Annotated in this window: 19 protein-coding genes and 7 pseudogenes; 18 read left to right on the top strand and 8 right to left on the bottom strand. The window is 69.8% G+C overall.

The window, feature by feature from the left end; genetic code table 11:
• Positions 1-509: 509 nt before the first annotated feature.
• Positions 510-896: pseudogene (locus tag ABZT04_RS40815) on the bottom strand (XRE family transcriptional regulator); the annotation flags it as partial.
• 6 nt (positions 897-902) lie between these two features.
• Positions 903-1,169: pseudogene (locus tag ABZT04_RS40810) on the bottom strand (transcriptional regulator); the annotation flags it as partial.
• On the opposite strand from ABZT04_RS40810, the pseudogene ABZT04_RS40805 reads away from it, so the two are divergent.
• Positions 1,169-1,462, top strand: a pseudogene (locus tag ABZT04_RS40805) (amidohydrolase family protein); the annotation flags it as partial. The pseudogenes ABZT04_RS40810 and ABZT04_RS40805 sit on opposite strands and share 1 nt — an antisense overlap.
• Before the next feature lie 74 nt (positions 1,463-1,536).
• On the opposite strand, the gene ABZT04_RS40800 reads toward ABZT04_RS40805, so the two are convergent.
• Both ABZT04_RS40800 and ABZT04_RS40795 read right to left on the bottom strand, forming a co-directional pair.
• On the bottom strand, positions 1,537-2,610 hold the full coding sequence (locus tag ABZT04_RS40800) for a glycosyl hydrolase family 18 protein (RefSeq protein ID WP_356064301.1): 1,074 nt from the start codon (positions 2,608-2,610) through the stop codon (positions 1,537-1,539).
• 108 nt (positions 2,611-2,718) lie between these two features.
• Positions 2,719-3,549, bottom strand: a complete 831-nt coding sequence (locus ABZT04_RS40795) for a GntR family transcriptional regulator (protein ID WP_356064298.1) — start codon at positions 3,547-3,549, stop codon at positions 2,719-2,721.
• 168 nt (positions 3,550-3,717) lie between these two features.
• On the opposite strand from ABZT04_RS40795, the gene ABZT04_RS40790 reads away from it, so the two are divergent.
• The 5 genes from ABZT04_RS40790 to ABZT04_RS40770 all read left to right on the top strand — a co-directional run bounded on the left by ABZT04_RS40790 (position 3,718) and on the right by ABZT04_RS40770 (position 9,267).
• Entirely contained in the window at positions 3,718-5,091 is a 1,374-nt protein-coding gene (locus ABZT04_RS40790; RefSeq protein ID WP_356064295.1) for an ABC transporter substrate-binding protein, read from the top strand.
• A gap of 4 nt (positions 5,092-5,095) precedes the next feature.
• Positions 5,096-6,058, top strand: a complete 963-nt coding sequence (locus tag ABZT04_RS40785; RefSeq protein WP_356064292.1) for a sugar ABC transporter permease — start codon at positions 5,096-5,098, stop codon at positions 6,056-6,058.
• Between the two features lie 67 nt (positions 6,059-6,125).
• Complete coding sequence (locus ABZT04_RS40780; protein ID WP_356064289.1) at positions 6,126-7,028, top strand: carbohydrate ABC transporter permease; 903 nt, start codon at positions 6,126-6,128, stop codon at positions 7,026-7,028.
• Positions 7,025-8,272, top strand: coding sequence for a 6-phospho-beta-glucosidase (locus tag ABZT04_RS40775; RefSeq protein ID WP_356064286.1), 1,248 nt, complete (start codon positions 7,025-7,027; stop codon positions 8,270-8,272). Before ABZT04_RS40780 ends, ABZT04_RS40775 begins: the two co-directional genes overlap by 4 nt.
• Positions 8,272-9,267: a BadF/BadG/BcrA/BcrD ATPase family protein gene (locus ABZT04_RS40770; RefSeq protein WP_356064283.1), complete on the top strand. Its 996-nt coding sequence runs from the start codon at positions 8,272-8,274 to the stop codon at positions 9,265-9,267. The genes ABZT04_RS40775 and ABZT04_RS40770 overlap by 1 nt, the downstream gene beginning before the upstream one ends.
• Before the next feature lie 4 nt (positions 9,268-9,271).
• On the opposite strand, the gene ABZT04_RS40765 is transcribed toward ABZT04_RS40770, so the two are convergent.
• The 3 genes from ABZT04_RS40765 to ABZT04_RS40755 form a co-directional block, all read right to left on the bottom strand.
• Positions 9,272-9,874: an Atu4866 domain-containing protein gene (locus ABZT04_RS40765; protein WP_356064280.1), complete on the bottom strand. Its 603-nt coding sequence runs from the start codon at positions 9,872-9,874 to the stop codon at positions 9,272-9,274.
• A gap of 238 nt (positions 9,875-10,112) precedes the next feature.
• Positions 10,113-10,556, bottom strand: coding sequence for a glycoside hydrolase family 76 protein (locus ABZT04_RS40760; protein ID WP_356064278.1), 444 nt, complete (start codon positions 10,554-10,556; stop codon positions 10,113-10,115).
• A gap of 413 nt (positions 10,557-10,969) precedes the next feature.
• A complete protein-coding gene (locus tag ABZT04_RS40755; RefSeq protein ID WP_356064275.1) occupies positions 10,970-11,863 on the bottom strand; it encodes a hypothetical protein in 894 nt (297 codons plus the stop codon).
• A 228-nt stretch (positions 11,864-12,091) separates the two neighbouring features.
• Here ABZT04_RS40755 and ABZT04_RS40750 point away from each other — a divergent pair.
• The 9 genes and pseudogenes from ABZT04_RS40750 to ABZT04_RS40710 form a co-directional block, all read left to right on the top strand.
• Positions 12,092-12,560, top strand: a pseudogene (locus ABZT04_RS40750) (FkbM family methyltransferase); the annotation flags it as partial.
• Between the two features lie 265 nt (positions 12,561-12,825).
• Positions 12,826-14,091 carry an aminotransferase class III-fold pyridoxal phosphate-dependent enzyme gene (locus ABZT04_RS40745; protein ID WP_356064273.1) on the top strand — a complete coding sequence of 422 codons (1,266 nt, stop codon included), beginning with the start codon at positions 12,826-12,828 and terminating at the stop codon, positions 14,089-14,091.
• Between the two features lie 88 nt (positions 14,092-14,179).
• Positions 14,180-15,253, top strand: a complete 1,074-nt coding sequence (locus ABZT04_RS40740) for an SDR family oxidoreductase (RefSeq protein ID WP_356064271.1) — start codon at positions 14,180-14,182, stop codon at positions 15,251-15,253.
• Between the two features lie 44 nt (positions 15,254-15,297).
• Complete coding sequence (locus tag ABZT04_RS40735) at positions 15,298-16,428, top strand: acyl-CoA dehydrogenase family protein (RefSeq protein WP_356064268.1); 1,131 nt, start codon at positions 15,298-15,300, stop codon at positions 16,426-16,428.
• Between the two features lie 86 nt (positions 16,429-16,514).
• Positions 16,515-16,994 carry an SRPBCC family protein gene (locus tag ABZT04_RS40730; RefSeq protein WP_356064266.1) on the top strand — a complete coding sequence of 160 codons (480 nt, stop codon included), beginning with the start codon at positions 16,515-16,517 and terminating at the stop codon, positions 16,992-16,994.
• Between the two features lie 76 nt (positions 16,995-17,070).
• Positions 17,071-18,345 (top strand): annotated as a pseudogene (locus ABZT04_RS40725) (cytochrome P450).
• Positions 18,346-18,501: 156 nt separating this feature from the next.
• Positions 18,502-18,877 (top strand): annotated as a pseudogene (locus ABZT04_RS40720) (AMP-binding protein); the annotation flags it as partial.
• 51 nt (positions 18,878-18,928) lie between these two features.
• Positions 18,929-19,075: pseudogene (locus ABZT04_RS40715) on the top strand (ABC transporter ATP-binding protein); the annotation flags it as partial.
• 91 nt (positions 19,076-19,166) lie between these two features.
• Positions 19,167-19,436: a hypothetical protein gene (locus ABZT04_RS40710; RefSeq protein WP_356064306.1), complete on the top strand. Its 270-nt coding sequence runs from the start codon at positions 19,167-19,169 to the stop codon at positions 19,434-19,436.
• Positions 19,437-19,729: 293 nt separating this feature from the next.
• Here ABZT04_RS40710 and ABZT04_RS40705 read toward each other — a convergent pair whose 3' ends face one another.
• Positions 19,730-20,530 carry a hypothetical protein gene (locus ABZT04_RS40705; RefSeq protein ID WP_356064263.1) on the bottom strand — a complete coding sequence of 267 codons (801 nt, stop codon included), beginning with the start codon at positions 20,528-20,530 and terminating at the stop codon, positions 19,730-19,732.
• Between the two features lie 117 nt (positions 20,531-20,647).
• On the opposite strand from ABZT04_RS40705, the gene ABZT04_RS40700 reads away from it, so the two are divergent.
• From ABZT04_RS40700 to ABZT04_RS40690, 3 genes are all read left to right on the top strand, one after another.
• A complete protein-coding gene (locus tag ABZT04_RS40700) occupies positions 20,648-21,811 on the top strand; it encodes a histidine kinase (protein WP_356064260.1) in 1,164 nt (387 codons plus the stop codon).
• Positions 21,808-22,470, top strand: coding sequence for a response regulator transcription factor (locus ABZT04_RS40695; protein ID WP_356064257.1), 663 nt, complete (start codon positions 21,808-21,810; stop codon positions 22,468-22,470). The genes ABZT04_RS40700 and ABZT04_RS40695 overlap by 4 nt, the downstream gene beginning before the upstream one ends.
• Positions 22,471-23,517: 1,047 nt before the next feature.
• Positions 23,518-26,067 (top strand): GH32 C-terminal domain-containing protein, encoded by a 2,550-nt coding sequence (locus tag ABZT04_RS40690; protein WP_356064254.1) that lies wholly within the window; start codon positions 23,518-23,520, stop codon positions 26,065-26,067.
• The last annotated feature ends 29 nt before the right edge of the window (positions 26,068-26,096 follow it).

Genomic DNA, 26,096 nt, shown 5'->3' with positions numbered 1-26,096 from the left:
GACGCCTGGTGGAACGGCACCCCGCTCGCTCAGACCAGAACTTCCCGGCTCGCGGCCCTCGAACTCACTGCATGAACCAATTGGACAACAGGGTCCTGGAGATCTTCCACAACCGACCGCGCAGGCACTCCGCACCGGGCATGCTCAGCCCGGTGGAGTACGAACTCCGCACCCCACCAGTAGCTTGAAACCAAGTAACTCGACTCCACCCAACCCGGGACAGTCCGGAGCCTCCATCAGACCCGGAGCGGTTCATTGCCCTGGCGTACCCAGTTGTTCGGCGAGCGAGCCCCTGTTTCACGTCGGCGGTATGCCGCTCACCGGCCCTCGTCACTTCGTTGAGAACGGGATCAAGTGGGACGAAGAACGTGCCTGGTCGTTTTCGGCGCCCGTATCGCGGCCGATGCGCGCGTTGCGGGCGGGTGCTGCTCATCCGCGACGGCGACCCGGCCGTGCCCGGGCGTGGATGGTGTGGCCGGCTAGGTGGGCGAGGACTGCGTGGTTGGCCTCCGGGGCGGCAGCGCGACCGTCAGGTGCCGGAGGGGGTCCTCGTCCGTCGTCCCGATCGGCGCGGTGTAGCCGATTCGGGCGCGGGTGTCGATGACGATGCCGCCGGTGGTCGCCGCCTTATGCCGCGCCTTGGCCCGGATCTGCGGCTGCCAGCGCTTCTTCACCTTGTTCTCCAGGCGGGCGGCGAGGTCCGGGCGCGGCTTTTTGATCTGGCCTTTGACGTACCGTTCGACGGTGCGCTGGGAGATGCGCGGCATCTGGGCGACCGCCTTGGTGTTCTTGAGCTGCTTGACCAGGTAGCGCATCTGCGCAGGCGCACTCTGGGGCGCCGGGCGGGTGAACGCCTTCTGCACCGCGGCGTCCAGGCCGTCCCCGAACGTACTCATCGCCTGCTACTCCCCGGTGTCCTGGTCGGTGACGGTGCCGTCCTTGATGTACCGGGCGAGGTTGAGGTCCGGGGCGTTGAACTGCTCGCGGACACCCTCGCCCGACAGCACGCTCTGGGTACCCTCCCACTTCACCAGGCCCGGGTTCACTCCGAGCTTGAAGCCGCCCGGCAGCGGCTTGCCGTCCCGGTAGGGCAGGAAGTCCAGCGGGGAGGGCCCGTCGGAGGCGTAGACGGCGCAGTCCGAGAGAACCGCGACCGGGTACTGGCCGGTTCGCCACCCTCCAAGGTGCCCGGCCCAACGGGCTCGGCGACGTGACCGGTTCGCTCACCGTCGGCAAGAAGGCCGACCTGTTGGTCGTGCGGGCCGAGGACATCAACAACATGCCGCTCAACGACCCGATCGGGACACTGGTGTTGGGCTCGGACGCCCGCACCATCACCGCCGTGTTCGTCGACGGGCAGCCGCGCAAGTGGGACGGCGAGGTCCTCGACGTGAACCTTCCCGAGCTGCGTGCCGAGGTCAGCGCGTCCTTTGATCACGTGCTCAACACGCCCTCGAGGTAAGGGCAGTCGACGCGGCGGGCGCCCGGGGTTCCGGGGGCGCCCGCCGCATCAGTGCGACTGGCGTAGCCGATCGGTCAGTTGGAGAACCAGGGGTTCCCGCCGCCCAGCGACCACACCGAGACCTTGGTGACGCCGAGGCCCTTGAGGACGGCGAGCTTGCGGTCCATCGCCACGCTGTCGACGTAGTCGTAGAGGACGCCGCCGGAGACCCAGCGGATCTCGCCGGAGGAGGCGTCGCGGCGGCTCTCTGTGGTGGTCGGGTTGCTGGAGAAGCCGGGGCTCTTCTTCATGGCGCTGAACTGGATGTTGCCCGTCACGGAGTTGAGGTCGCACGGATCGGGCGCGCTGTAGCCGTAGGACGGCAGGCCGATGATCAGGCGATTCGGGTCGGTGACCTTGCTCTGCGCGTACTGGGTGACCTTCTTCAGCCAGTCGTAGGGGCTGATGGGCAGGCAGCGGGCGCCGGAGGCGGTGTCGAACTCCTCGTCGTACGCCATGATCACCACGTCGTCGGCGCCGGTGGCGGCCACCGCCGCGTAGTCGTAGAACGAGGCGTCCTCGGTCATCGCGGGGGCGTCGACCTGGAGGCGCTTGCCCTTGGCGTGCAGGGCGGTGGCCAACTGCTTCAGGAACGTCTTGTAGTTGGTGAAGTCGGCGGCGCTCCAGGACCAGTAGTCCTCCAGGTCGACATCGACGCCGCTGAGTCCGGCGTCGCTGACGAGGGAGGTGACCTTGGTGACGGCCGCCGTACGGGTGCTGTTTCTGCTGACCAGGGCGTGGACGTCGGCCGTGGTCATACCTGAGAGGGTCGGGTACTGGTACGCGGAGTGCGCCTTGAGGTCGGCGACGTTGGCCGCGCTGTAGGTGTTGCAGCTGCCGTCGGCGGTGGTCTCCAGGGTCACCGCGCCGTTGCCGCCGACCGACCAGTACTCGGGGTTGAGGGCGCCGTTCTTGACCCTGTTGTCGGCGTACTCGGTCTTGGCGGTGCAGGTGGAGTCGCCGGTCGACCCGGGGTAGAGCCAGGTCTGCAGCTGGACACCCGAGGTGGCGGAGGGGGTGGCGCCGACCGGGACCGAGGCCGTACAGGCGAGCAGGGTGGTGACCGTGGCGGCCACGACGCCGGTCACGGTGAGTGCGTGACGGAACATGAGCGGTCCTTTCTGGTGGGGAGGGGCGTGTCTTCCGGGTGGGGAAGGGCGTGCGGGATCGCCGCGTCGGCCGGCCGACCGGCGCGGTGAACTGGTGGGTGGGGGTGCCTAGTTGGTCCAGTAGGGGTCGAAGACCAGGGTGTCGGCGCCGGGGACGGTGGTGGCCGCCGACCAGGAGCCGTCGACGACGCGTCCGCCGTCGGGCCGGGCGGCCAGGGACAGCTTGGTGAAGATGCGGTAGCGGTCGCCTCGGTAGACGGAGCGGGTGAACTCGACGACCCGGCCGTCCGCGTCCCTGGCCGCCCGTTCGAAGAGCAGGGCGGGGGTGTGGACGGAGACGCCGAGGACCTCGGCCTCCCACTCGTCGACGACCGTCGGTTCGATGCTCTGCGCGGCGTCGGTCAGCAGGATCTCGTAGCGCCGGCCGAGCAGTCGGTAGAAGGAGTCGGTCTCCAGGTCGCGGGCGGTCAGCCCGGGGACCAGTACGTGCGGGACATGGAGGGTCTCCACACACATCGGGTCGCCGTCGACCGTACGCAGCCGGGTGATCCGCAGGATCTGCTCGCTGGGCGCGATGCCCAGCCGGCGGCCGATCCGGGGTCCCGCGGCGACGGTCTTGAAGTCCAGGATGCGGCTCGCCCACGTGCCGTCGACACCGCCGACGCCCAGCCCCTGGGCCTGCCCGGGGGCGGCGCCGCTGAGGTGCTGGGCGACCTTGGCGCGGGCGACGAAGACACCGCGCCCGTGCTCCCGCAGCAGCAGACCGTCGCGGACGAAGTCGTCGACCACCGCGCGCAGAGTGGGGCGGGAGACCCCGAGTTCCTCGCACAGCTGCCGCTCGCCCGGGAGGGGACGCCCGGGGCCGGTCTCCTCGACCAGGTCGAGGAGGTGGGTGCGGATGCGTTCCCGCTTCTCCCAACGGCTCTCACCGCTGACCATTCCTACCAACTTTCTTTACCAGTGGTTCAACTTCGGCCGGTGCAATGTAACGCTTTGATGGCCTATCTCCAGCGACTTCGCCCGATGGACTTGCTTGACACTGACCAAATGGTGCCCCAGCATGTGCCCACTGGTCAATAAGTGGTAAGCGAATTCGCCGGAGGTTCCATGTCCCAGTCCCGTGGCGGGCCCGTCACCCGCACCGCCCGTACCGCCCGCCGCACCCTGGCCGGGTCGCTGATCGCGGTCACGGCGCTACTGGCCGCAGCATGCACCACCGGCGGCGCCACGTCGAAGGCGGACACCGGCGCCGACGACACCACCCCGGTCACCATCACCTTCTGGCACGGTCTCAGCTCCCCGCACGAGATCGCCTCGGTCAACGCGGTGCTGGCCAAGTTCCACAAGAAATACCCGTACATCGCCGTCAAGGCCGTCGCCGCACAGACCGACGACAAGGTCAACCAGGCCATCCGCGGCGGCACCGCCCCGGACGTGGCGTCCTCGTTCAACGCCGCGAACGTCGGCGGCTGGTGTTCCAGCGGGGCCTTCCAGGACCTCACCCCGGACATCAAGGCCGACCACGTCGACATGAGCCAGATCCCGAAGGCCGTCCAGTCGTACACCGCGTTCGACGGCAAGCGCTGCACGATGCCGTGGCTCGCCGACACCTTCGGCCTGTACTACAACAAGAAGCTCTTCGCGAAGGCCGGGATAACCTCCCCGCCCAAGACGATGTCCGAACTGGCGGCGGACGCCAAGAAGTTGACCGCCTTCAACGCCGACGGCTCGATCAAGACCGCAGGGTTCATGCCCTACCTGGGCGCCTACGAGATGCTCACCGAGCACCTGGTCCCCAGCTGGGGCGGCAAGTGGCTCACCGCCGACGGCCAGTCCAACGTCGGCGCCGACCCCGCCTTCGCACAGGCGCTGACCTGGCAGAAGAGCCTCGTCGACTGGTTCGGCGCGAAGAAGCTCGTCACGTTCAAGGCGGGCATGGGCGACGAGTTCTCCGCCCAGAACGCCTTCGAGACCGGCAAGTTGGCCATGATGATCGACGGCGAGTGGCGCAACGCCTTCATCAAGAACGACAAGGCGAAGATCGAGTACGGCACCGCCGCGATACCGGCCGCCGACGGCAAGTCCGAGCTGTACGGCGCCGGTTACGTCGGCGGCAACGTGATCGGCATGCCGCGCGGGGCCAAACACCCGGGTGCCGCCTGGAAGCTGATCAAGTTCCTCACCACTGACACCGACGCGCTGACCACGCTCGCCGACGCGATCGGCAACGTCCCCACCACCACGGCGGCGCTCGACTCGCCCGCGCTCGGCCTCTCCAAGGACCCCGTATTCGCGCCGTTCCTCGAGGTCTACAAGAACCCGCTCACCACGACCACGCCGGCCAGCGGTGACGGCGGCGCCTACCTCACCAACTTCGGCCACTTCGTGGAGAAGTGGCAGAGCGGCGGCGTATCCGACCTGAAGGCCGGACTGGCCGCCGTCGACAAGCAGAACAACGCCGCGCTCAAGCTGGGGCAGTGACGGCATGGCCACCCACCAGCTCACCGAACTCCCGCTCACCACAGCCCCGTTGAAGGCCCGACTGCGCCGCAACCGGCTGCGCGTCCTGCTCTTCCTGGCCCCCGGCCTGGTCGGCTTCGCCGTCTTCCTGATCTACCCGCTGGTGATGACGGTCTGGCTGTCCTTCACCAACTCGAACATGATCTCCCAGGCCCAGTTCGTCGGGCTGCGCAACTACCGCTATCTGCTGGACGGCGACCCGCTGATCTGGCACGCGGTCCGCAACACCGCCTGGCTGGTGGTCATCATGGTCCCGGCGCAGGTGCTGTTCGCCCTCGGCGTGGCCATGGTCACCGCCCGGCTCAAGGCCGGGGCGAGCCTGTTCCGCACCCTGTTCTATCTGCCCGCGCTGGCCCCGCCGGTCGCCGCGACCGTCGCCTTCGTCTGCATGTTCAACCCCAACTCCGGCCCGGTGAACCGGATCCTGGGCCTGCTCGGCATCCACGGACCGCTCTGGTTCAACTCGCCGGACTGGTCCAAACCGGCCCTGACCCTGCTCGCCCTGTGGGGCAGCGGCACGATGATGGTCATCTTCCTCGCGGCCCTGCTGGAAGTCCCCGCCGAGCTGTACGAGGCCGCCGAACTGGACGGCGCCGGCCCCTGGCACCGCTTCCGCTTCGTCACGCTGCCGACGATCTCCCCGGTCGTGCTGTTCGCGACCGTCACCGGCGTCATCGCCGGACTCCAGTACTTCACCCAGGCGATGGTCGCCTCGCAGGTCGCCAACGGCAACATCCAGGCCGCGCCCGGCTATCCCGACGGCTCCACCCTCACCTTCCCCCAGCAGCTCTACATCGCCGGCTTCAACCAGTTCCACGCGGGCTACGCCTGCGCGCTGGCCGTGGTGCTCTTCGTGGTCGCGATGGCCTTCACCGTCGTCCTCCTCCGTCGCGCCTCCGGCTTCGACATCGAGGAGGCACCGCGATGACCCACCGCCTCACCCGTCCGGAAGTCGCCACGCCCGCACGGTACTTGGCCACCGAGGAGCCGCCGCGATGACCACGACCTACGCACCCGCACCCGCCCGGCAGACCCGCGCCGCCTCCCCCCACCGTGCCGCGCGCGGCCGGGCCGGCCGCCGCAGGACGCTGATCTGGATCGCCGAACACGCCATCGCCGTCGGTCTGGCCTGCGCCTTCATCGGCCCGATCGTGTTCATTTTCCTGACCTCGCTGATGACCGACGGCCAGTCCCTCACCACCAGCCTGTGGCCCCACCACTGGCAGTGGTCCAACTACCGCACGGTCTTCAGCACCGCGCCGATCGGCACCTGGCTCGCCAACACCGTGCTCTACGCCGTCGCCGCGACCGCCGCCACTCTGCTGTCCAGCGTCCCCATCGCCTACGCGCTGGCCCGACTCCGCTTCAAGGGCCGCAACGTGGCCTTCCTCTGCGTCATCACCATGATGATGCTGCCGCCCCAAGTCCTCGTCATCCCCATGTACTTGATGTGGGCCAGGTTCCATCTCACCGGCACCATCTGGCCGTTGGTTCTCCCGTCGCTCTTCGGCGACGCCTTCTCGGTGTTCCTGCTCCGCCAGTTCCTGCTCACCGTCCCCGAGGACTACCTCAACGCGGCCCGCATCGACGGCTGTGGCGAACTCCGCGTCCTCACCCGGGTGGTGCTGCCGATGATGCGCCCCGCGCTCGTCGCCGTCGGCCTCTTCTCCTTCTTCAACGCCTGGAACGACTACTACGGCCCGCTCATCTACACCGGCGAGACGCCCGCCCACTGGACCCTTGCCCTGGGCCTGGCGACCTTCAAGACCTCCCACGCGGTGCAGTGGAACCTCACCATGGCGGCGACCCTCATCGCGATGGCGCCGGTGATCATCGTCTTCTTCTTCGCGCAAAAGGCCTTCATCGAAGGTGTCACCCTGACAGGAGTCAAAGGTTGAAGATCACCGTTGTCGGTGGCGGATCCACGTACACCCCCGAACTCATCGACGGATTCGCCCGGTTGGGCCTGCCCGTCACCGAGATCGCCCTGGTCGACCCCGATCCGGACCGGCTCGACGTCATCGCCCCGTTCGCCCGCCGCATCCTGGCCCGCCAGGGCAGTTCCGCGAAGATCACCACCACCGCCGACCCGGACGCCGGCATCGACGGCACCGACGCGGTCCTCTTCCAGCTCCGCATCGGCGGCCAGGCCGCCCGGCACGTCGACGAGACCTTCCCGCACGCGTGCGGCTGCATCGGTCAAGAGACCACCGGCGCAGGCGGGTTGGCCAAGGCCCTGCGCACCGTGCCCGTCGTCCTCGACCTCGCCGAACGGGTCGCCAAGCGCGCCCCGAACGCCTGGATCGTCGACTTCACCAACCCCGTCGGCATCGTCACCCGCGCCCTCCTGGACGCCGGCCACAGGGCAGTCGGCCTCTGCAACGTCGCCATCGGCTTCCAGCGCACCTTCGCCGACTGGCTCGGCGTCGACCACGAACGCGTCACCCTGGACCACGTCGGCCTCAACCACCTCACCTGGGAACGGGCGGTGCGGCTCGACGGCGTCGACGTCCTGCCGCGCATCTTCGACGAACACGGCCAGGCCCTCGCCGGCCGGCTGCGCATGCCCCTGGACGTGGTCCGCCGCCTGGGCGTGGTCCCGTCGTACTACCTGCGCTACTACTACGCCCACGACGAGGTCCTCCGCGAACAGCTCGCCGAACCCTCCCGCGCCCAGCAAGTCGCCGAGATGGAAAGCGACTTGCTCACGATGTACGCCGACCCGGCCCTGACGGAGAAGCCCGCACTCCTCGACAGGCGCGGCGGCGCCTACTACTCCGAAGCCGCCGTGCAGCTGGTGCACGCCCTCACCGCCGACACCGGCGACGTCCGCGTCGCCAATGTCCGCAACAACGGCACGCTGCCCTTCCTCCCCGACGACGCCGTCATCGAGGTCCCGTCCCGCATCGACGCGCAGGGAGCAACTCCCTTGCCCGTCAAGGCCGTAGAGCCGCTCTTCGCCGGACTCGTCGCCCATGTCACGGCCTACGAGGAACTCGCCCTGGAAGCCGCCCTGCACGGCGGTGTCGACCGGGTCGCCACAGCCTTGCTGGCGCATCCGCTCGTCGGGCAGGTCAAGGTGGCCGAGGAGTTGGCGGCGAAGCTCGTCGCCGCCAACCGCGAACACCTGTGGTGGGCCTGATGAAGACGGGCCTGCTGCTCGCCGTCGACGGTGGCAACTCGAAGACCGACTTGGCCGTGCTGCGGACCGACGGCACCATCCTGGGCCGCGCGCGGGGCGGCGGATTCCGTCCGCAGGCGGTCGGCGTCGACGCGGCGATGGACGTGCTCGCCGCGTTGCGCACGGAGGCGATGGCGTCGGCGGGGGTGGAGACCGGCGTCGTGGTGGACGGGATCACGGCGTTCCTCGCCGGGGCCGACCTGCCGTACGAGATCAAGGCGTTGCGCGAAGCGGTCGGTGCCCGGCGGTGGGCGGTCACGCAGCGCGTCGACAACGACTCCTACGCCGTCCTGCGCGCCGGGGCCAGCCGCCCATGGGGTGTCGGCGTGGTCTGCGGCACCGGCATCAACTGCGTCGGCGTCGCCCCCGACGGCCGCACCACCGGCTTCGCCGCGCTGGGCCGGATCTCAGGGGACTGGGGCGGCGGCATCGACGTAGGGACGTCGGCGCTCTGGCACGCGGCGCGCGCGGAGGACGGCCGCGGCCCGCGAACAGCCTTGCGTGCGGCGGTGATTGACCACTTCGGCCTCGCCTCGGTCGCCGACGTCACCGCCGCCATCCACAACGGCGACCTTGCCGCACTCAGCCTCAGCGAACTCTGTCCGGCCGTCTTCGCGGCCCGCGACGAGGGCGACGAGATCGCGGCCCAACTGGTGGAACGGCTCGCGTCGGAGATCGCGAGGATGGCGCTGACCGTCCTGTGCCGCCTTCAACTCGCCACCGCCCCGGACCCCGAAGTCGTCCTGGGTGGAAGCGTGTTGGCTGCCGGCCACAAGGCCCTCCTCGACGGCGTCGAACACCGCCTCCGGACGGCCGTGCCGAACGTCCGCCCGGTGGTGTGCGCCGAACCGCCCTTGCTCGGCGCGGCGTTGGCGGCCCTGGACCTGCGTCCGGGCCGGGACGTCGATGCCGAGGCACGGTTGCGCGCGGGGTTCCGGAGGAGCGGCACCCCGTGATCCGTCACGACCGGGAGCGCGCGCCGAGCCGCATCGTGTACCCCGCGTGGTGCAGCTCCTCGCCCCGGAACTCGCCGAACGCCCAGAAGCCGAGGTCGACCAGGTAGTCGATGCGGTCGCCGTCGATCCAGTAGCGGCCCTCGTAGGCGTGCGGACGGCCGCCGCGGGTCTCGTCGTAGCGGCCGTCCGCGGTCAACTCCTGGTGCAGGACGTCGTTTTCGTCGATCCAGACGCCGACGCGCGGGCCGCCGGTCAGGTCCTGGGCGGCCGGGATGCCCGCCTCGGGGCGATGGCGCGGCCGGGGGCGTCCATTCCATGCCCGACCAGAGCACCGGCCGGCCGCGATCAGGGCGCGGACCTCCTCCGGCCGGGTCAGCAGCGTGGCCTGCGCGGCCGCCACGTCCGGGGCGAGTGCGTCCGGTACGACGAGCACGTCGCCCGTGTTCCCCGGCGTCAACGTCCCTACGTAATCTGGGCGTTGACCGCGTCCGCCGACGAGCGCGATGGTGTCCACCACCGCCGGAACCGCCGTCATGCCGGTGCAGTCGACGACGATGGCGTTGTCGTCCCCGGCCGCCGTGATGATGCCCAGGCCGACGCCCACCATGACCGGCGCCGACGAGCAGGACGTCGGCGCCGGTCATGGTGCCGATCAGCGGGTCCATCGTCAGGACCCGCGCGTTGGTGAACAGGACGGGACGGTCCGCGTCGTTCGCGACGATCTCGTCGAGGGCCGTGTTGTTCCAGGTCACGGTGTCCGTGTGGGTGACGCTCATCGTCTGCTCCTCGGGTGTGGGTGTTGCTGTGCGGCAAGCCTGGCCCGAGCAGCGCGACCAGGCCGCCGTTCACCCAGGTGTCCCGCACCCACACTGCGGCTCAGCCCGCGGCGGCGGTGAGCGCCTCCAGTGCGCCGCGGCCTGCGTCCGCCAGTCGGTCTGGTTCGGGCTGGTGCCCGCCCAGCGTTCACCGAGGGCGTTGAGAGTGGACCGGTCCGAAGCCCACAGGGTGTCGGCCTGTTTCTCAAAGTAGGCCCGGTAGGTGCTGGAACCGGTCGCCTTCGCGAGGTCGGCGAAGTTCCGCATGAAGATGCCCTTGAACTGCTTCTGGTTGTCGTCGCAGGACGCCGGACGGACATCGCAGGACTCGGTGAGCACCCCGCCGGACGTCAGCGTCGGACTGCTGATCGCCGCGTCCGCCAGCGTCCGCGCCGTGGTGAGCAGCGAGCTGTCATCAGTCGTCCTCCACAGTTCGGTGAAGCACCGATGGCCAGGCCCTGGTTGTAACTCCACACGGTGGAACCGTTGTTGGCGCACGACGAGGACAGTCCGTCGTTCACCAGCCCCGAGGAGTTGTTTATCCCGCTGGCCTTGAACCAGGCTCCACCAACGTCCCCGCCATGCACACCAAGTCCGTACTCGACTCCACCTAACCCGGACAGTCCGCAGCCTCCATCGATCCCGAAGCGGTTCAGATCGCTGCTGGTGCGATTGGACAAGCGGGAACGGCAGACCGCCGCGCTGGCCGAAACGACCCGGGAGGCAATAGCGGAGCTGACGGTGCCGGCAGTATTCGCCGCGGCCGACGCCCCGTTGCGGGCACGGGCGGTGTGCGAGGCGATGGACGTGGAGATCGCGCCCAGCAACATCAAGTCGCAGATAACCGACCCGCCAGCCTCACTCAAACCCCATTCGCGAACCAGACATCAGCTCACGCGCCGCCCTCTGAGCAGGTCCTGGTCCGACTTGAACTGGAATTGCAGGGGCGGAGCCAAGTCACCGAAGGACTTGCCGAACGCTTGCGGCGACCGCGCCAGTTCCATGAGCACCTCGTCCGCCGTGTCGTCGTCGGCAAGGCCGGGCGCCAGTGCCGCGCAGGCCCGAACGCCTGCATGCGGGTCAGTCAGCCACGGACGCGTGTCACCGCCGAGGTGGCCAACGGCAATCAAAATCGTCGCCAGGTCGTACGAGGAATCGGCGGCCCGGGCCATATACGTCAACTGTTCCAGCAGCTCCGGACGCTGCGCCGAGGCTGCAGGATGCCGTGCCAGGGACCCAACGGCTGCGGCGGCGCATGTCCTGCGCCTGACACGTTCCGACTCGAGGTACAGCAGTGTTCGCCGCAAGAGCGCGGGAGCCAGGTCGAAGCAGGCGAGCGCCGCCTGATCGAGGACGAGTTCACCCAGTCCCGTGCCGTCCTGCCACATCCGGGCCCGGCCATCCGCATCGGCCGACAGGTACTCGACAGTCCAGGCGCCTAGTTCGGGTGCGCGGTCTATAACCCGAGTACGGATCTCCGTAGCCCGGTCGCCGAGGTCGGCGGCGACGCCGACTCCGTACAGATAGGCGAGCATCGCGTCGGGCAGCGAGGGATCGTCGGAGCCCAGCAGCGGATTGTCCAGGAGCTCGGCGACAAGCAGCGCGGTAGGCGCCGTCGCAGGCCAGGCCTTGCCCTCGCGGCGAAGGGTCGCCGACCACAGGTGCGCGTACCCGTCGACGAAAGCCCCCGCATCGTCGCTGAGGAGAGCTGCCAGATGTCGCGGCGTGTCGCAGGCGCGGCCTGACGCATGGAACAAGCCGGACCAGTCCACGTCCTCCATACGGTCATCCACAACGGCGATGGTGCCACAAGAGTTCGACGGGTCACCTTGAACCGCACCCCGGATCGCGGGACATGGTCACCCAGCCCCCCTGCCCTCTGTCGCGGATACCCGACCCGCCAACCTCACTCGACCCCACTCGCGGACCGGACATCCACTGCGCATCCCCCTCTCAAAGCTGCGGAGCGGACGGCCGCGTCCCCGCGCAGTACCCCGAACCGCCGCTCCCCCGGCATCGCCCGCCTGTGGCTGCCGCCGGACGACGCGGGCGACCGGGGGGTGTTCCCGCTGGTCCGCCGAGGCATCCACGGCCGTGCGCTGGAGGTCCCGTGCGTCACCCTCGACGGACCCGGCCTGCGGGACGTCGGCTTCATCAAGATCGACGTGGACGGCAGCGAACCGGCCGTGCCGCGCGGCGCGGTGCGACGGGCATCCCGTCCCGCGACCGCCCCGCCCTTTCATCGAACCGGAGTCCCGTATCCAGCCGATCGCACCGGTCGTCACCTATCTGGCGATGCTCCGTTACGACGGCGGGGTGCTGCCCGGCGACACCTCGCTGCCGCTCGAGATGTTCCCTGGAGGAACATCGGCGAGCGCCGAACACGTGGTGTCCCAGGGCCTGCTGGGCCGTCTCCTCCCCTTCCGCAACCACCCCCGCTGCATCAACTCCGTCCTCTTCCTCCCGGACGCCCGCCGTCACCGCCGTCACGCCCACGCAAGCACTGCTGTTCCGCTGAGCGGACCGGGGCGTGACCCGCCGTCCGGCCGTGGCCCATGCTCGTCGGAAGAAGGCCCGGGCCGGCGCGGAAGGCGGCTGAGGGCGAGGCCGACGGGGGGAAGCGGCTCCGGACGTGCCCGGCGGAGGCCGGCGCCCGTCGCACCGACCGCGACCGGAGCCGCGGACGGTTCCGGTTCATCGACCGCGTCGCACCACGTAGCACGTGACCACGGGGGAATGCTCAGTGAGCGGGACGCGAGCACCTGAACACACGCTTACCGAACGCGAGTTGGCCGCGCTGCACGCGCGGCATCTCAGCACGGGCCGCGGCAGGCTGGCGGCGATGTTCGGGAACATCGTGGAGGAGTCCGCACAAGGCGCGGAGATCACCTCCACCGACGGCAGGACCTACCTCAACTGCGGTGGCTACGGCGTGTTCTTCGCCGGTGCCGGCCACCCACGGATCGTCTCCGCCGTACAGCGGCAGGCGGGGCGGCTGCCGCTGTCCACCCGGCTCTTCCTGGACCCCGTCTCCGGACTCGCCGCCGAGGCCCTCACCGGTGTCGCGCCGGCCGGCCTGGACCGTGTGCACTTCTCCGGCTCGGGTACCGAGGCCGTGGAGGCCGCCCTCAAGCTGGCCCGCGCGCACGGCAGACGACGGCTGATCTCGATGCGGAACGGCTATCACGGCAAGACCCTCGGCGCACTGTCCCTGACGGCGAACGCGCTCTACCAGGACCCGTTCCGGCCCCTGCTGCCGGACGTCCAGCACGTGCCGTACGGCGACACCGACGCGCTGTCGGCGGCGCTGGGCGACGGCTCGGACGCCTGTGTGGTCGTGGAGCCGGTGCAGAGCGAGGCCGGCGTGATCGTGCCACGGCCGGGGTATCTGCCTGCGGTGGCCGCGCTGTGCCGGGAGCGCCGTGCCTTCCTGGTGGTCGACGAGGTGATGACCGGACTCGGCCGGCTCGGCTCCTGGTGGGGCTGCGCAGCCGAGGGCGTACGACCGGATGTGCTCGTGGCGGGCAAGGGGCTGTCCGGCGGGGTGCTTCCGGTGGCGGCCACGCTCGCCACCCAGGAGGCGTTCGAGCCGTTCGACGCCGACCCCTTCCTGCACACCTCCACCTATTCCGGCGCACCGATCGCCATGGCGGCCGTCAGCGCGACGATCGGGGTGATCCGGGACGAGGGACTGGTCGAACGGGCCGCCTCCATCGGCGCCCGGCTGCTGCCCGCGTTGCGGGCCGTCGCCGCCGAACGGGCGCCCGGCCTCGTCCGCGAGGTCCGCGGTGCCGGGCTGCTGATCGGGATCGAGCTGGTGGACGCGGGGGCGGCCGGCGAGTTCCTGCTGGAGATGGTCGACCACGGGGTGGTGGTCAACCACTCCCTCAACGCCCATCCGGTCGTCCGGCTGACCCCGCCGGCCGTGCTCTCCCCGTCGCAGGAGGCCCGGCTGCTGGAAGCGGTCGAGGGTTCCCTGTCCGCGATGGCGAAGTCCCTGGCGGCCTGACCCCTGACCGGTCTCCCGCCGACCTGAACCCCACTGACCCGAATCCCTGGCCCGACACGGCCGCGAAGGCTCCCGAAAGGCTGACGGCATGCCGGCGAACGGCAAGAATCCCGCGAAGACAACTCACCCGAAGACCGTGCTGGTCACCGGCGGCAGCGGTGTCCTGGGCAGCGCCCTGCTGCCGTATCTGCGCCACCACCGGGTGATCGCGTTGACGCACCACAGGCGGCCGGCTCCGTGCGGCGAGGTCCTGGCCGGCGACGTCACCCGGCCCCGGCTGGGGCTGGACGTCGCCTGCTACCGGCGCCTGTGCGCGCGGACGGACGCGGTGGTTCATGCCGCGGGGATGGTCGCCTTCGGCTCCGGCCGTGCGTCGATGCACGCGCTCAACGTCGAAGGGGCCGGACGGGTCGCCCGGTTCGCGGCCGACGCGGGCGCCCCGATGATCCACGTCAGCACCGCGTACGTGGCCCGCTACCGGGAGATCCTGGCGGCCGGCGGCAACCGTGCCGAGCGGGCCGGGAACAGTCCAGCGGACTACGTTGCCTCCAAGATGGCCGGCGAGGAGGCGGTCGCCGCGGCCGGCGGCAGGGTGACGGTCGTACGCCCGTCGATCATCATCGGCGACTCCGTCACCGGGGCGATCTCCGAACCACAGGGCCTGCACACCTTCGCCCAACAGGTGCTCCGCAACCGCCTGCCCTTCGTACCGAGCGATCCGGCGAGCTACGTGGACTTCGTCCCGCAGGACGTGGTGGCAAGGGCGATCGTGTCACTGCTGGATGAGGGCGCGCGGTCCGGCGAGTACTGGCTCAGCGGTGGCGCCGACGCGCTGACCTGTGACCGGCTGGTCCAGGTGATCGTCGAGGAGGCGGCGGACGCGGGCATCGCGGTCCGTCCGCTGCGGGTGCTGGCCCCCGATGTCGTCGAACGGCTGGTCCGGCCGGCCTTCTTCGACGTGGTACCCGCGTGGGCGCAGACCCGGCTGGACCGGCTGCTGGACATGTCGTCCGTTCTCTTCAACGAGGAGCCGCTGCCCAACTCGCTCGCGGACGCACCCGGTCACCGGGCCGCGGCGGCAGCGCGGGCCAACGAAGACGCCTGGCGGGCGTCGGTACGGCACCTGATCACCAACCGGCTCGGCGCCCGGGCGTCGGCGTGAGCGCCGGCTTCATGGCAGGCCCGCAGACCGAGGAGGAGAGAGCGATGTACTTTCTTGAGCCCGAACGCGCGGTGCTGGACCGGTTCCTTCCGGGGCTGGACGACCGGCTCGCCGCACTGCCGCAACGAGAACGGGAGCGGCCGGGCGGACCCGCCCTGTCCATGTTCAAGGCCGCGGGGGGTCCGGCGCTGCTGGTACCGGCGGAGCACCGGGGCCTCGGCATCGGCGCCGAGGACGCCGTGTCGTTGCAGCGTGCGATCGGTGCGCGCAGCCCGTCGCTGGCGGTGGCCACCACCATGCACCACCTCTCCGTCGCCGGGCTCGTCCAGGCGTACGAGATCGCGCGGGGCATGGAGTGGATGCTGCTGGAGGCCGTGGCCGACCAACGGCTGCTGGTCGCCTCGGGGTTCGCCGAGGGCCGGTCGGGCCAGTCGATCCTGGACTCCTCCATCAAGGCGCACCTGGACGGCGACGACCTGGTGCTCAACGGCGTCAAGAAGCCGTGCAGCCTGTCGGGGTCGATGGACCTGCTGAGCGTGTCGGTGACGCTCGACCCGGAGACGGCCCCGGAACTCGCCGTGGCCGTGGTCCCCGCCGCGAGCTCCGGTATCTCCGTGCATCCGTTCTGGGGCAGCTTCGTCCTGGCCGGAGCGGAGAGCGACGAGGTCCGGCTGCACGACGTCCGGGTGCCGCCGGACCTGGTGATCCGCACCGGCCTCGGGGAGGACCGCACGCTGGACCCCGTCCAGACCGTGGGCTTCGTGTGGTTCGAACTGCTGATGGCCGCCTCGTACGTGGGGATGGCCAGCGCGCTGGCCGAGCGCGTGATGCTGGCGAAGCGGGCGGGCGCCGCCGAACGGGCCGCGATCCTGGTGGAGTTGGAGTCGGCCATGGGCGGCATCCGCGGTGCGGCCGCCGTGGTGGACACGGGTCGGCCGCTCGGCCAGGACGACCTGCTCCGCTCGCTGGTCTGCCGCTTCTCGGCGCAGGACGCCATCGACCGGGTGGTGCCGCGATGCCTGGAGGCGCTGGGCGGCATGGAGTACGTCTCCACCGACGACACCGCGTATCTCGCGGCCTGTTCGGCGGCGTTGAAGTTCCATCCGCCCTCGCGCAGGTGGGCCGCGGAGGGCATGTGCGCCGCCTTCGCGGGCGGCCCGCTGGTACTCGGATGACCACGGCGCACGCCTTGGCACCCCGACAGCCCGGCACCCCGATGAGAGCCCGAAACCGCGATGAAGGAAAAGAGGAGGAGAACGGCATGACCTGCCACGTACGCATTGAGGCGATCGTCCCGGGCGGCGATGCCACCCACGTCTTCGACCGGGTCCAGGACTACGAGCGGTACACCGAGTACACGGACACAGTCCAGTCCGTCACCGTGACACCCGGCCGGGCCGGCACCGTGGACTCCGCCTGGGAGGTGCGCTTCCGCAGCGGTCTGCTGCGGTGGACCGAGCGGGACGTCATGGATCCCGTCGCCCGGCGGATCACCTTCGACCAGCTCACCGGTGACTTCGCGCGTTTCACGGGCACCTGGGACATCGCCCAGGCCGGTCTGGACGCGACCGTGCTGTTCACCTGCGAGTTCGACCTGGGGATCCCCAGCCTGGAGCCGATCATCAACCCGGTCGCGATGAGGGCGCTGGAGGAGAGCATGGGCCTCATCCTGCGGGGGCTGCTGGGCGAGGCGATACGGCTCACCGGAGCCCGGCGCGACACGGCCGCCGCCCTGCCGTGAGCGCCCGCCGGAGCCCTGCGCCCTCCCGCCCGCGTTCTCCGTCCCGCCCCGTCGCCGACAACCCCGAGGAGAGTCCGTGGACACCCACCGGCCCATCGTGCTCGACCCCCACGGCAGGGCCATTCCCGCCGAGGCCGCGCGTCTGCGCGCGCTCGGCGCCCTCGTACGGGTGGAACTGCCCGGCGGCATCCCCGCCTGGGCCGTGACCCGGTACGAACTGCTGAAGTCGCTGATGCTGGACCCCCGTGTCAGCAGAGACGCCCGTCGGCACTGAGCCCTGTGGGACACCGCCGTCAGCACACCGGAGTGGGCGTGGATCTACAGCTGGACGGCCATCGTCAACATGCTCAGCACCTACGGCGAGGACCACACCCGGCTGCGCAAGCTCGTCGCCCCGAGTTTCACCCGCCATCGCACCGAGGCCATGCTGCCGCGAGTGCGGGAGATCACCGCCGGCCTGCTCGACGCGATGGAGGAGATACCGGCCGGCGAAGTCGTCGACCTGCGGGCCGCGTTCGCGCACCCGCTGCCCATGCGGATGATCTGCGAGCTGTTCGGTGTGCCCGCCAGGATGCGTGCCGCCGTGGCACGGCTCATCGAGGCGATCATGGACACCACCGGGACCGCCGAGCATGCGGCGGACGTCCTCGAACAGATCGCTACGGTGCTGCCGGAGCTGATCGCGGAGAAGAGCCGGAACCCCGGCGACGACCTGACCACCGAGCTGATCACGGTCCGCGACCAGGGTGATCGGCTCTCCGAGGGGGAGCTCCTCGACACCCTTCTGCTCGTCATCGGCGCCGGCTTCGAGACGACCGTCAACCTGATCGGCAACGCCGTCCACGCCCTTCTCGGCCACCCCGACCAACTGGAGCGGGTGCTCGCCGGCCGGCTGACCTGGGACCAGGTCGTCCAGGAGACACTGCGCTGGGCCCCGTCCATCGCCAACGACCCGCTGCGCTACGCGGTCACCGACATCACGACCGCGGACGGTACGACGATCCGGGCCGGCGAGGCCATCCTGACGACGATCGCCGCGGCCGGGCACGACCCGGAGCGCTTCGGGCCGGACGCCCACCTGTTCGACGCGGCCAGAAACGCGGACGGGCATCTCGCCCTGGGCATCGGCGTGCACCGCTGCATCGGCGCCCCGCTGGCCCGGATGGAGGCGCTCACCGCACTGCCCGCGCTCTTCGCCCGCTTCCCGGACATCTGCCTTGCGGTCGACGAGGCCGAACTCGAACAGGTCCCCTCGTTCATCGCTCACGGCTGGCGCGAACTTCCCGTCCGGCTCGTCCCCGCGACCGCTGTCAGTGCCGCGCGCGACGATGGGACACATGCCGTCCGCTGAACGCCCGCCAACCCCTTCACGCCCCTCGACTTCCATCTGGTCCTGCTGCGCCGCATGGCCGACCACAACCCGGACCCGGTGGAGAGCGCCCGGCATGAACTGGGCGCCTCCCTCGCGGACATGCGGGAGGCCAAGTTGGTCAGTGGGCTCAGGCGGGCGCGGCTGCTCGTGTCCGGTTCCGCCGCCCTTCCCGTGCACGACCACGAGCGGATCACGGCCGGGACCGAGCGGCAGGTCATCGAGCGGTACGGCATGACAGAGACACTGGTGACAGCAGCGTGCAGGCCGACGGTGAACCCCGCGCCAGCACAGTAGGTGTGGAGCTGCGGCTGGTGGAGGAAGACAGTTCGGCGACCACGTCGTACGACTCCGAGACCGTCGGGGAGATCCAGGTGCGCCGGCGGAATCTGTTCACGGTTACCTCAACCGGCCCGACGCTACCGAGGCCGCCTTCACGGCCGACGGGTGGTAGCGGACCGGTGACATGGCGGTGCTCAATCCCGACGGGTACGTCCGGGTCGTCGGACGAAGGCTGCTGGGGTGTCTGGCCGGCCTTGACGAGCCGTCCGGCGGCGAGGTCCGGGTGGCAGGCGTCCGCATCAGCCACCGGCCGGAGACCGAGCGGGGCCGCCTGCGCGCCCGCCACATCGTCGTGCTGCTCCAGAGCCGCAATCTGCTGCCGCACCTCACCGTCCGCGACAACATCCACCTGGCCCAGCGAGCCGTGCGCGGCCGCCCCGAGGCCACCGCCGAAGCACTGCTGGAACAGGTCGGATCGCACAGCGCGACCACGCCGTGCCAAGGCAATTGTCCGGCGGCGAATGGCACGCGCCGGGCTGCTCGTCGCCCTGGCCAACTCCCCCGCCGTGCTGCTGGCCGACGAGCCGACCGGCGAACTCGACGGCGGCACCGAGCAGTTGATGCTGCGGATGCTGCGGATGGTCCGAGAACGCGCCGCGGACGGCTGCGCGGTGCTGTCACGCACAGCATGGAGCTGGTCCGGGTCGCGACCCAGTGATCGCGCTGGAGACGCGGGAGGTGAGCGATGTCCGGCACTGATGTACTCGTCGTCCGCGAGGAGACGGCGCTGACTTTCGGACGTGGCGCGACGGCAGGCTTGATATGCCTCAAGGGCGGTGGCGTTCGCGTTCCGGGCCTGGTCCGGCGCGCTCCCGTACTCGGCGTTGCACTCACCTTCTCCTGCGGCCTTGGCGGCAGGAACCGATGCGGAACGTGTTCACCACTGAGGAACGGATGGCGAACGGCATCGAGCCTCGTGCCCGGCCTCGCTTCCCGGAAGCGACCGCCCGACTCGGTCCCGTGGTCACCGTCAGCAACCTGGCGGCGACCACGGCTTGTCGGGGCCGGTTCTTCTCCGCCCCCGTCAACGGCCCTCCGCGGCCGCTTCCACGGGTGCCACATTCGAGGGGTCGGACCGGCGGTGTTGTGATGCGACCAGCGCGATGACTCCCGTGAGGAGAATCCCGAGGACGAGGCTGATGGGCCCGGTGCCCAATTGAAGTCCGTCCCCATAAGGGGCAGGTACGGAAAGCCAGTCCGCGACGGAGGCGCCCAGGGGGCGGGTGATGGTGTAGGCGAACCAGAAAGCCAGGACTTCGTTGAGAGCGAACCAGCGATAACCGGCTGCCGGGATCAGAATGATCCCGAGGAAGACGAAGGACGAGGCCAGGGTGCCGAGCCCCAGAGTCACCGCGGCGAAATCGCCCGCGGCTGTTCCCAGAGCGAAGGTGCACAGGACGGTCAGCCAGTAGAACAGCTCCCGCAGACGGTTGTTGATGCTGTGCACGTCCAGGGTGCGCTGCGTCGCGTACCAGGCGGCGAAGACGCCCGTCTGGACGGCCACCAGCATCAGTGTGGAGGCATAGAGCGGCATTCCCAGATCCTTGTTCAGGAAGTCCGCCGACATCGTTCCGAAGATGCTCACCGCCGTCACCGCGAGCCAGTAGACCCAGGGAATGTATTTCGTGGTGCTCATCTGCACGGCCAGGCATACGAGGAGCAGGCCGAGACCCATGAGCATGGCCAGGTGCTGTCCGATGTAGTCGTTGAAGAAGACGTAGTCCGAGAAGGATTCACCGAACCCGGTGGTGCACAGTTTCGCGATCCAGAAAATGAGGGCGACCTCTGGCACTTTCATGGCCATGGTCGCTGGTCGTGTACGCATGCCGCGAGGCTAGGAGCGCCACCGGGACCGGCACATCCGACGATGGTGGCCACTTTCCGGCGGATGTAAGACCTTCGATTGATGCCGCTGGGAGCGCCCTTCCGTAACGTCGGCGAGGTGAAGCATCTCCACCCGGCGCACCGACCGTCCCGAGGCCGCCCGTCCGTGTCCCTCGTACTGCTCCTCGGGCCGCCCGTGCTGTGCGCCGTCGCCGCGTCGCACGAGTTGCTCTACAACCGGTCGGGCGTGCTGAATTGGGTGCTGGCGGTCGCGGTGATCTCTCCCCTCGTGCTGCGTCGCCGGGCTCCGCTCCTCGTGTTCTGGTTCTGCTGGACCGTGGCGATGGTGACCTGGGCACTCGACACGGTCTCGTTCTCCGAGTTCGCGGTGCTCGTCGCGCTCTACAACGTCGCCGCCCACCGCGGTCTACGGCACTCGCTCGGCGCCGCGGCCGCCGTCGAGTTGGGCGTCGGCCTGGTGGCGGTACGGTTCGCCCCGGCCGGAAGCATCAACGACGTCTTCATCATCCTCAGCGGGCTGGTCGCCGCGGCGTTCTTCCTCGGCACCACCGTGCGCGCCCAGAGCCGCTACCTCGCCTCCATCGAGGACCGCGCGCAACGCCTGGAACAGGAACGCGCCCAGCAGGCGCAGCTCGCCGCGGCCGCCGAACGCACCCGCATCGCCCGGGAGATGCACGACATCGTCGCCCACGGCCTGGTCGTCACCGTCGCCCTCTCCGAGGCGGCGGCCGCGACCACGGCGACCGATCCGGAGGGCGCCCGCCAGAAGATGCTCCAGGCCGCGGCGACCGGACGGCAGTCCCTCGCCGGAATGCGCCGGCTCCTCGGCGTCCTGCGCGCCGACGACGACGGCGACCGTGCCCCGCAGCCCGACCTCGCCTCGCTCACCGACCTGGTGGACCAGACCCGAGGCACCGGCCTGGACGTACGGCTCACCGAGACCGGCAGCCGCACGGCCCTGAGCGCGCAGGCGCAGACCACGCTCTACCGCATCCTCCAGGAATCCCTCACGAACGTCGTCAAGCACGCCCACGGCGCCTCGGCAGTGGACGTCGTCCTGCACTGCGGCAGCGACACGGCCGCCTTCAGCGTCACCGACGACGGCAGGCCGGTCCCAGGCACCGGCGCCGACGGAGATGCCGGCAACGGACTGACCGGGATACGCGAACGGGTCGCGATGTTCGACGGTGACCTCAGGGCGGGGCCCACCGCGTCCGGATGGGTCGTGTCCGGCGAGCTGAAGCTGGCGGACCCACGATGACGGTCTCGGTTCTCCTGGCCGACGACCAGGCACTCGTCCGCATGGCCTTCCGCAGCCTCCTCGACACGATGCCGGACATCACCGTCCTGGGCGAAGCCGCCAACGGACAGGAAGCGGTCGACCTCGCCCGGCACACACTGCCGGACGTGGTCCTCATGGACGTCCGCATGCCGGTCCTCGACGGCATCGAGGCGACCCGGCGCATCACCACCGCCACGGCCTCCCGCGTCCTGATCCTCACCACCTTCGACCTCGACGAATACGCCTTCGAAGGCCTCCGTGCAGGAGCCTGCGGATTCCTCCTCAAGGACGTCGTCCCGGCCGTGCTGCGGGCGGCGATCCGCTCCGTGGCCGACGGCGACGCCGTCCTCACCCCACGCATCACCCGCGGTCTCGTCGACCGCTTCGCCCAGATCGCCCCCTGGCCCCGGGCGGACGACGCGGGCGCGCTCTTCGCCCAACTGACGGCCCGCGAAAGGGACGTGTTCCACCTCATCGCCGCCGGCCTGTCGAACGCCGAGATCGCCGAGCGTCTCTTCCTCACCGAGGCCACGATCAAGACCCACATCACCCGCATCCTCACAAAACTGCAGCTCCGCGACCGCGTACAGGTCGTGATCTTCGCCTACGAACACCAACTCCGCCCCCACGGCGACTAGCGGGTGCTAAGCCCGGACAGGGCGGCGCCGTCACCGCCGTCTCCCCGCCACCGCCGGCCACACCGAACCTGGCGTGAGCGGGGCCCCGGCGTCTCGCGGCGCGGCCATGACGGCGGCCTCAAGCCCGTCGACCGGCCGCCTCTCGTAACTCGTGTTGGTCACGGGGGCCCTCACCCCCGCTTTGTCTACAGCTCAGTAGACCGTCTGCACAGCTGCAGTCACTTGACGGGCACGAAAGTTCCAGCGATCCGCTGGCCGCGCGCCGCCCGGCCGGCACGGTCGCCACCGGCGTCGCCGTGTCCTGCTCGCCGCCTGCGCGGCCGCCGCCCAGCCGCGGACCGGGCGCGCGCTGGACAACCCCCGCCTGACAGCCCGATCCGGCATCGCGGTGGGGTTGCTGGTCACCGCCATCGGACTGGCCGGCGCCAATACTGCCCGGGCTGACCGGCATCCTCCTCGGCGCCGCCCTCATCGGCGTCGGCACTGATCCCCCCTCAGCTTCGCCCCTGGCCTCCTCCACCGCGCCCGAACGCCCAGGCCAGACCATGAGCGCCACCGATCTCGGCCGCGAACTCGGCGCCGGGCGGTCATCGCACGGCCCTATCCGATCCCGGGACGGCAAGGTGAACCGAGCCACGCGCCACGTCAGTTGTCATACATGACCGCACATCATGAAGACGTTGACCTCTCGCCCTGACGAAGGGTCAGGTCCCGTGGACCCATCGCCAGCCGGAGTTCTCCTTCTTGGTCATCATCTGATCAGCGCCCGTGATTCATGAGTCCTTCCATCTTGAAGGTGTGGCCGGTCAGGTGGTCCAGTTTGCTGGCCAGACGTTCTCCGAGTGAGGTGAGTGTCCCCTGAATCGGTGCACCAGGGATGTACCGCGCGTCCCACCGGAGAAGCCCTGACCCTGCGCTTCCACCCGCTCTCCGACGCCCCCCGGCCGCCGCATGCCCGGGCCGCCGACTTCAGCGTCCAGGCGTGGAACCTCCCCCGCGGTACCCGTCCCCCGGCACCGCACATCCGATTCCCGCACAAGGAGCGCCATGTCCCCAACCACCCGTCCCGGCCGCAGACTTCTCACGGCCCTGACCGTCCTGTCCGGGCTGGCCCTGTTCGCCGCGGCGCCGGCCGCCGCCGACACCCTCTACCACGAGCAGTACCGCCCGCAGTTCCACTTCACCCCGGCCCAGAACTGGATGAACGACCCCAACGGCCTGATCTGGTACAAGGGCCAGTACCACCTGTTCTTCCAGTACAACCCGTCCGGCAACACCTGGGGCAACATGTCCTGGGGGCACGCCGTCAGCACCGACCTCGTCCACTGGGAGCAACTCCCGCTCGCCATCCCCCAGGACGACAACGAGATGGTCTTCTCCGGCAGCGTGGTCCTCGACACGGACAACACCACCGGCTTCGGGACCCAGGCCAATCCTCCGCTGGTCGCCGTCTACACCAGCCTGGTGAAGTCCACCGGCGTCCAGCGGCAGTCCCTGGCGTACAGCACCGACGGCGGCACCACTTGGACCAAGTACTCCGGCAACCCGGTCCTGGACCTGAACTCCGTCAACTTCCGCGACCCGAAGGTCTTCTGGTATGCCCCCACCAAGAGCTGGCTGATGACGGTCGCCCTCTCCGACCAGCACAAGATCTCCTTCTACAGTTCGGCCGACCTCAAGAACTGGACCCACCTGAGCGACTTCGGCCCGGCCGGGGCGACCGGCGGGGTGTGGGAGTGCCCGGACCTGTTCCCACTGTCCGTGGACGGCGACCCGAGCAAGACCAAGTGGGTCCTGGCCGTCAACCTCAACCCCGGCGCCATCGCAGGCGGCTCCGGCGCCCAGTACTTCGTCGGCGACTTCGACGGCACGAAGTTCACCGCCGACGACAGCGGCACCTACACCCCGCCGAGCGGCACCGTCTTACAGGACTTCGAGTCCGGCTCCTTCGGCGACTGGACGGCCGCCACAAACGCGTTCGGCGGCGCGCCGGCGGCCGGGGCACTGGACGGACAGAGCACGGTCACCGGCTTCGACGGGACGGGTCTGGCCAACAGCTTCCACGGCGGCGACGCCTCCACCGGCACGCTGACCTCACCCGCGTTCACCGTGACCGGCGACTACATCAACTTCAAGGTCGGCGGCGGCAACCACCCCCACCGGGTCGGCTCCGTTCTGGGCGACGAGCCGACACCGACCGGCGAAACACTCGCCGACTTCGAGGGCAGCGCCTACTCCAGCCCCCTCGGCGACTGGACCACCACCGGCGACGCCTTCGGCACCCGGCCGGCCCAGGGCACCCTCCCCGACCAGCAACAGGTCACCGGCTACCTCGGCAACGGATTCGTCAACACCTACCTGAACGGCGACGCCTCTACCGGCACCCTGACCTCGCCGGCCTTCACCATCGACAAGAAGTACCTGGACTTCCTCATCGGCGGCGGCTACCACACAGCGAGTTCCGACACCCCCACGGCCGTCGAACTCGTCGTCGACGGCAAGGTGGTGCGCTCTGCCACCGGCGCCAACGCCGAATCCCTGGACTGGGCCTCCTGGGACCTGTCCGACCTACAGGGCAAGCAGGCCCAGATCAAGGTCGTGGACGCCAACACGGGCAGTTGGGGCCACATCGACCTCGACCAGGCCGTCCTCTCCGACACCCAGGCCCAGCCCCACTCCGACGAAACGGGCGTCAACCTCCTGGTCGACGGCAAGATCGTGCAGAGCGCCACCGGCGCCAACTCCGAAACCCTCGACTGGGCCTCCTTCAACACCACCTCATACAAGGGCAAGCAGGTCCAGCTCCAGATCGTCGACGCCAACACCGGCGGCTGGGGACACGTCCTCGCCGACCAGTTCACCGCCGCCGACAAGCCCGCCCTGTCCGTCACCCAGCGCGCCCACTGGCTCGACCACGGCCAGGACTTCTACGCGGCCAACAGCTTCACCGACGCCCCCGACGGACGCCGCGTCATGATCGCCTGGATGAACAGCTGGAACTACGGCCAGACCATCCCCACCAGCCCCTGGCGCAGCGCCGACACCTTCCCCCGCCAACTCTCGCTGCGGACCGTCGACGGCACGACCCAGTTGATCCAGCAGCCCGTCAGCGAACTGGACACCCTGCGCGGCACCACCACCACCGTGCCGACCACCGCTGTCAGTAACGGCACCGTCCCGCTCGGCGTCGACGGCACCACTCTGGAACTGCGGGCCGAACTCACCCCGGGCACCGCCGACCGCTTCGGCCTCGACGTCCGCACCGGCGCGGGGCAACGCACCCGGATCGGCTACGACACCACCACCGGCGAGGTCTACCTCGACCGCACCGCCTCCGGCGACGTCGACTTCGATCCCACCTTCTCCAGCACCGAACACGCCCCGCTCGCCCTCGACGGCCAGCCGCTGAGCCTGCACGTCCTGGTCGACACCTCCTCCGTAGAGGTCTACGCCGAGAACGCGCTCGGCGAACAGGTCGTCCTCACCGACCAGATCTTCCCCGACCCCTCCAGCACAGGCGTCGACCTCTTCGCCGACAACGGCACCACCGAACTCACCAGCCTGCAGGCATGGCAACTGGCATCCATCTGGAAGTGACCCGCCCACGGGTGTGCTGCCAGAGCACG

Source organism: Streptomyces sp. NPDC005492 (assembly GCF_040605995.1).
In the GTDB taxonomy this organism is placed as follows: domain Bacteria; phylum Actinomycetota; class Actinomycetes; order Streptomycetales; family Streptomycetaceae; genus Streptomyces.
This window is presented reverse-complemented; position numbering and strand designations above follow the sequence as displayed.